At 56.8% G+C, this 6,185-nt stretch carries 5 protein-coding genes and 2 pseudogenes; 3 read left to right on the top strand and 4 right to left on the bottom strand.

Translation table 11 applies throughout. From position 1 onward, the window contains the following. Positions 1-336: 336 nt before the first annotated feature. Together NKJ34_RS16025 and NKJ34_RS15595 are read right to left on the bottom strand one after the other, a co-directional pair. A pseudogene (locus NKJ34_RS16025) lies at positions 337-1,143 on the bottom strand (DUF6036 family nucleotidyltransferase). Continuing rightward, entirely contained in the window at positions 1,143-2,066 is a 924-nt protein-coding gene (locus NKJ34_RS15595; RefSeq protein ID WP_253739220.1) for a MarR family transcriptional regulator, read from the bottom strand. The pseudogene NKJ34_RS16025 and the gene NKJ34_RS15595 overlap by 1 nt, the downstream one beginning before the upstream one ends. Positions 2,067-2,247: 181 nt before the next feature. Between NKJ34_RS15595 and NKJ34_RS15590 the strand changes: the two genes are divergently transcribed. Beyond that, the gene (locus tag NKJ34_RS15590) at positions 2,248-2,949 is read left to right on the top strand and encodes a hypothetical protein (RefSeq protein WP_253739219.1); all 702 of its coding nucleotides are present in this window, start codon (positions 2,248-2,250) and stop codon (positions 2,947-2,949) included. Between the two features lie 3 nt (positions 2,950-2,952). Continuing rightward, the gene (locus NKJ34_RS15585; RefSeq protein WP_253739218.1) at positions 2,953-3,372 is read left to right on the top strand and encodes a dual specificity protein phosphatase family protein; all 420 of its coding nucleotides are present in this window, start codon (positions 2,953-2,955) and stop codon (positions 3,370-3,372) included. Between the two features lie 80 nt (positions 3,373-3,452). On the opposite strand, the pseudogene NKJ34_RS15580 reads toward NKJ34_RS15585, so the two are convergent. Then, positions 3,453-4,241, bottom strand: a pseudogene (locus NKJ34_RS15580) (IS1595 family transposase); the annotation flags it as partial. Here NKJ34_RS15580 and NKJ34_RS15925 point away from each other — a divergent pair. Then, a complete protein-coding gene (locus tag NKJ34_RS15925) occupies positions 4,197-4,616 on the top strand; it encodes a TRAM domain-containing protein (RefSeq protein ID WP_253739217.1) in 420 nt (139 codons plus the stop codon). The pseudogene NKJ34_RS15580 and the gene NKJ34_RS15925 overlap by 45 nt on opposite strands. Before the next feature lie 96 nt (positions 4,617-4,712). On the opposite strand, the gene NKJ34_RS15570 is transcribed toward NKJ34_RS15925, so the two are convergent. Then, positions 4,713-5,951, bottom strand: a complete 1,239-nt coding sequence (locus NKJ34_RS15570) for a Cdc6/Cdc18 family protein (protein WP_253739216.1) — start codon at positions 5,949-5,951, stop codon at positions 4,713-4,715. Positions 5,952-6,185 lie beyond the last annotated feature (234 nt).

Here is a 6,185-nt window from a genome sequence, read left to right as displayed (position 1 = left end):
TCTTGATTGGGAACATCGTTTGTCGGGTGACACGAACGTGTCACCCTTGCCCGCTGTGACTGCCAGCTACTGCTGAGAACTGACCAACAATCTTCTACCCAAGAGCGTTGAGGGTATCGACTGGCCCGATAGTACAACAATATTAACCAACACTTCGACCCAAAGTGACTAACGTTGGTTAACGTGTTCTGCTCTCATGTAGAACCCTGAAATCCCTACAGTGCTGGATGCGTTAACGGTCGGCATCGATACAGAAGACGCATGGACCGAGTGTCACTGTCGGGTTGTACACCCAAGAAACAGTGCTAATAACGAGCGCTCACAGTAGAAGGGAGATTAACTACTCCACCGGACGACTGTATCGCCATTTTGCCGTACACGGTCGAATTTCTCAAGATACGTGAGCCTATTTCGAACCACATCAGGCTCCAATCCGAGATTGGCAACCAACTCGTCGACTGTCATCGGTTCGTCGAGTGCCTGGAGGACTTCAAGCCCCCGGTAGTACCTATTCGTGAGCTCCTGAACGCGGGCCTCGACTGGCGTGGTCACTCCGTACCGCTCCTCAAGTTCGATCAGGGCTTCGTTCGCGAACGTGGCGAACTGATCGTCACCCAGGCGTTCGATCTGGGCTTCGAGTTCATCCTAGACGACACCATAGTCGAGGCCAGCCTGTACGAGCATATTCATGTCCTCGATATCGTCGTCGCGGCTGGCGATCGGCTTGAACAGGAAAATATCTTCGTTGCTGACTAGCCGGACCGTCAGCCGATCCGCGTCGAGGAACGGCTCGCTGCACTCTTGCATCCCGTCGGTGAGTACGAGCTTGTTCGCGACCTGCTGGTTGAAGATGTCGAGGCGACACCCATCGTCGTTCTCGACGCAGCTGGTCGCACCGAGGGCACGATAATCGGCATCCAGCGATTGCACCTCCGCATACCCGAGATCCATCAGGACAGCCCACAGATGGCCGTACGTGTCGCCGTCAGCGACGACTAGGTCGATATCCTTTGTCGCCCCCTTGAGATCGCGCAGCGACATCGCGCCACCACCAATCAAATAGACTGTAAGCGGGTTAGACAGCTCTTCTGCGATTCGCTGGAACTCGTTCTCGATATATTCTCGTCCGAATGTTGGTCTCATTATGCTAGGTCCACCTCGTAATCAGCCGCCAGCTCCTGGAACTCGTCCCACTCCGGAAAGTGGTCGTCGTCGACTTCACCACGCGTATCGAGGTAACGAATCAGGGCGTCGATTTCGTCTTCGAGGCCATACTTCGCCGCCTGCTCTCGTAAGTCCGCCTCGTCGACGTCGACATGACTGATCAACAGGAGACAGTACGAGCGGTGGCGAGTATCGTTGTCGATCAGTAGGGTGTGACAGCACAACTCCGCTGGCGAGACTGAGCCAAGATCCTCAGAGTAGACGTAATAGCGGTGACTGGTTAACAGAAACTGAAGGTCGAAGGCCGCGAATCGAGCGAGTCCAGTTTCGTGGAATCCCTCTGCGTCGACCTCTGTTTGGGTTTGTGCGAGAAATTCGCCGTGGTCTTCCCAAAGAATGGTCCCGTTTGGGGCGACGGATTCAAGCCGTCGACGATGGAGACGGTGTGCGAGTTCACGCGCGAACTCGTGGAGTCGGTCGAAGTCACCGTTGAACTGATACTGACTGTCGATCGTCCCGACGAGGCCGCGGTTACGGAGCCGTTTGAGCACCCGATTAACGGTGTTACGGTAGTTATCAGTCCATGCAGCGAGGTCCGCAACGGTTCGCGGCTGATCAAAATAATAGAGAACCTCGAGGGTCTTCCCCGTCAACAACTCAGAGAAGTCGATGTGAGAGTGCTGCCGAACGAGGTCCTGGTAGATTTCTACGGCCCGGGCATCCGAGGGAACGACTCGCTTCCGACGACCGTCTCGTTCCGTGTAGAGCAACCCTTTTTCGACGAGGTCCGTCACGGCACGAGAGAGATAGCTCTCGCTGTAGTCGAGCTTCGTTGCAAGCTCGGAAATTGTGTCGCCGCGTTCGACGATGGCGAGGACCTCAAGTTCGATACGCCGGAGCACATTGTAACATAGTAAGAAGCTTATTTATAAAAAAGTTTCGAGTAGTGTTACGCTTTCATAATCAGGCCGGTGCAAGCTCTGCAAGAGGACCTACCCGACACAGCGATCAAGAGCTCAAACGAGTGGACAGTGGAACGCCAAGACAGGGAATTAAGACAGAGCACTTCGCACCTCATGACGAATGGTCGACCAGTTCAGAGTACACTCGTGTTTCGTTGGGATCGGGGCTTTCGGTTCCGAGTGTATCGCTGATGGCGTTGAACATCGTGAGGCAACCAGCAAGATGGTTCCTGACGAAGACCCCGACCCAGCTGACGCCGTCGTCGACTGTGGGGGGTCAGTCACCGACGACCAGTTTTCTGAGTTCGACGTCGTCGTCACAACAGGGAGCACCGCAGCAGACGGGACGGTCGACACTGCTGTTCGTGTAGCCGAGACGTGTGCCAGTGATGCCGTCACGATGGCCCTCGTCGCCGGTGATCCAACCGCAGCCGATCTAACCCGACTTGAAGATGCCTTCGGGGTGGTCGTTCCGATCGAGCAAGCGCAGCGAATCCGAGAACTCGCAACAGACGTGTTCAGCCTGTTTTCCCAGCCGATGCTGCTACGGGCCGACTACGGTCAGATTAATGCAAACTTGCGAGACGCAGGCGTCCTTTCGCTGTCTAGGAGCGTCGGCGCTCGTGAGGAACTACCTGCGCTCGTCGACGATTGTGGAGGTCCCGAAAACGTGGTACTTGGCTACGTGGAAGTTGGCACTGAGTTCACGCTAGCGGACGCAGAAACACTCGCAGCCCAGTTCGAAACTCCGGAAATCGTCACCGGCCAAGCGACATTCGACGACCCATCCAAGTGCCGATTGACGCTACTACGGAGGACCTGACACATGGATCGCGTCGCTGAGTCGCTATTTGTCGGCACGATCGAGGACGCTGGTACGGGACCACTCCTAGAGAATCACGGTACCGAGACGGTCGTTTCCCTAACCCACAGCCCTCCCGACACCGGGTTTCCGGAGTCGGTGTCAGTGAAGCAGGTCCCGCTCACTGACGGCCCACAAAACGATCGAGCGCAGTTCAATGAGGCCGTCGACGTACTGGTCTCAGCGCTAGAATCCGGTGAGACCGTGCTGGTCCATTGTTCTCGTGGTGCTTCCCGGAGCCCCTCGGTTGCGGCCACTGCGCTTGCGATCACACAGGATATCGGCATCAAGGAAGCATTCGAACAGGTTGCAGAACACCGCGAGGCATGTGACCCCCACGAGGCATTGGTCCGACAGGCAGTGGCCGTCTACCAAGAGTGGTAGGAATTGTTGGCTTGATTTGAGCGCATATAAGTAGCCAACTAAATTAACCAACAAATCTTTGTCGATGAAGACTTTGTTGGTTAACACGAGGCGCTCTTATGTAGAGCTGTGGAATCCCCTATAGCAAGGCAGTCGACGAGGAATTCGAACGATGCGCCGACGAGATTCACTGAGCGAACGATCCCAAAGGTATGAGCGGCCTGCTCCAAGCCGTGCTTGGAGAGGCCGCGAAACTTCCGTAGCCACGGCTTGATAACCGAAAAGAGGCACTCTACTTGGTTGATGTGGATTCCCTCTGACGAGACGTACGTCTCGTCGTGAATCACGATCTTGTGGTCGTGCTCCATCCGACGATAGGCTTGGAGACCGTCTGTCCAGACCTCTCCCAGCGGCTGGGAGAGGTCGGCTGCTTCCTCCATCACTGGCTCTAAGTCGGTCTCGTAGGCGATTCCGAGCTTCCCACGAATCACCCGGAGCGCGTCGCGGCAGGCCGCGACGAGCGTTAATTGATCGCCGTGACGCCCCTTCCAGCGTGTTCGACCAGATCTGGACGACCCGCCGCGATGACGGCTGTCTCGCGGCGGATCTTGGCCCTTGAACCCTGAACAGACCTTTCCAGATTCGTCGATCTGCGTTGGTCCAGAGATCGTATGTTGGAACTGACTCCAGACGAGGGGGAAGCCCCGGTGAACCGCGGCTTCCACCTCTCGGATCGCATAGAAGACAGTCTTGTACGCTCGATCCAGTATAACCTCAATATCCGAGATATTCAGCAAGGTATCCGCATAGAGCATGAATGCGAGAAGCACCTCTCCTGCGGAGAGGTGTTTCTCGTGAAACGGTGTCCCGTAGGTATAGACGGGCTTGAAATCGAAGAACAAAGCCAGTCGTACGTTGTTGAGGTTCCGAAACAGGAAGTCGACGTCGGCTATGTCGATCCGACTGAAGACTACTACGTCGCAGTTCTCAAGCAACCGGGCGAGACCTCACAGCCAGCTTCCACACAGACCAGTGACGATTCCTCACAACAACCAGATCTCGATCAACCACCAGTCAGCACTGGCGAGACCCGAGTCGTCGAGATCACAGAACTGGGCGACCAGGGAGACGGGCTCACACGTGTCGAGCGTGGGTTTGTAGTGATAGTTCCAGAGACGGAGGTGGGCGAGCGAGTACAGATACGAATCGAGACTGTTCATGAGACCGTTGCATTCGGAGAGGTCATCGAACGGTACCGGTATTAGAGACGATGTCGACGACGGCGGTCGACCAACCCCTCGGATCAGCAGCAGTGGTTGGACGCCGTCGACGACGAGTAGGACACCACGCTTCCGCTGCAACTACTTTTCGACCATCTCGAAGACAGCCTCAGGCGAGTTCATCAACGTATGCAGCGTAAACGAGCCCCGGCCACGGCCGCCGCCGGTCTTGTTGGATTCGGTGATCTCCAAAAACGATAGCTCTCGAAGCAGGTCGCGAACCCGATCCAATCCCAGCGGGTCGCTGGCTTGGGTTTCACAGACGCTTTTGTAGGCCTCATACACGTCAGTCGTGCGGAACTCCTCGCGGCTGTCGTCTTGGGCATCAAGATTCGCTAAGGCAAGTAGGATGTACTTCGAGTGTGGCGGCAACCCCGACAACAACTCTCGGAGGCGGTCGGCTTCGGCGCGTTCCTGGGCGCGGTCGACGTGGTCTTCGAGGACTCGATCGGCACCCTCCTTCGTTGCAATATCACCCGCGTTCCGCAGAATGCGGATCGCCCGGCGTGCATCCCCGTGCTCGCGGGCAGCCAACGCGGCTGTCTTCGGGATCACGGCCTCGTCGAGTGCGCCATCTCGAAAGGCGTCTGTCCGGGCTTGCATAATCGCCTGTAGTTGGGTGCCGTCGTACGGCGAAAACACCAGTTCGTCGTCGCCTAGCGAGGATATCACCCGCTCGTTGAGCGACTTCCGGTAGTTGATCTTATTCGAGATCGCCACCACACCCACGTTCGTGCGGATCTTCCCGCTTTCTTTCGCCCGCGTGAGTTGCATCAACACGCCACCCTCGGTGTCTTCGTTGTTTACGAGCTGGTCGATCTCATCGAGGATGATGATCGCGGCGTCGTACAACGTATCCAGCGTGTCCCACAGATAGTCGTAGTAGTGGGCGCGACTCAAGCCGACTCGCGGGATCGAAAAGCCACTTTCGTCGGCGTCGTTGAGCCCGCGACCGATCGCCGAGGTCGCCTGAGTCTCTGTCGAGTGTTGCGAACAGTCGACATACACGACGCCGACCGAGACGCCGTTTTGGCGGGCAGCACGCTGGGCGCGGTCGGCGACCGATTGGGACACCAGCGATTTCCCGGTCCCCGTTTTCCCGTAGATTATGAAACTCGACGGTGGCTCGTCCCGAATCACGGGTTCGATCTTGCTGGCGACGGCCTCGATCTCGGCATCCCGGCCGATGATCCGGTTCTGGTCGGGGACGTGGCCGACTTCCAGCAACTCGGGCCGGACGATCAGCGAGTCTCGCGTCATCGCATCGGCAAACAGCGGATCGTCGATCCCCGACTGTTCGCCCGGCGGCTCGTCGACCATATTGGCTTACAGACGGACGTGATACAAATACCTTCCCACCACGTTCCAACTGTATTGGGTCGATTTCGGCATGTAGGCGCGATTTCGGGACACTATACGGTACTTGGGACTCCGAGACCACACCCCGTGTTCCAACTGTATTTTCTGACAGTAGTCGGGTGGTACCGTATTTCACTCCCTATCATTCCCACCACACCCCACGTTCCAACTGTATTTTCTGACAGTAGTCGGGTG

The organism is Halohasta salina, assembly GCF_024178165.1.
Classification (GTDB): Archaea; Halobacteriota; Halobacteria; order Halobacteriales; family Haloferacaceae; genus Halohasta; species Halohasta salina.
This window is presented reverse-complemented; position numbering and strand designations above follow the sequence as displayed.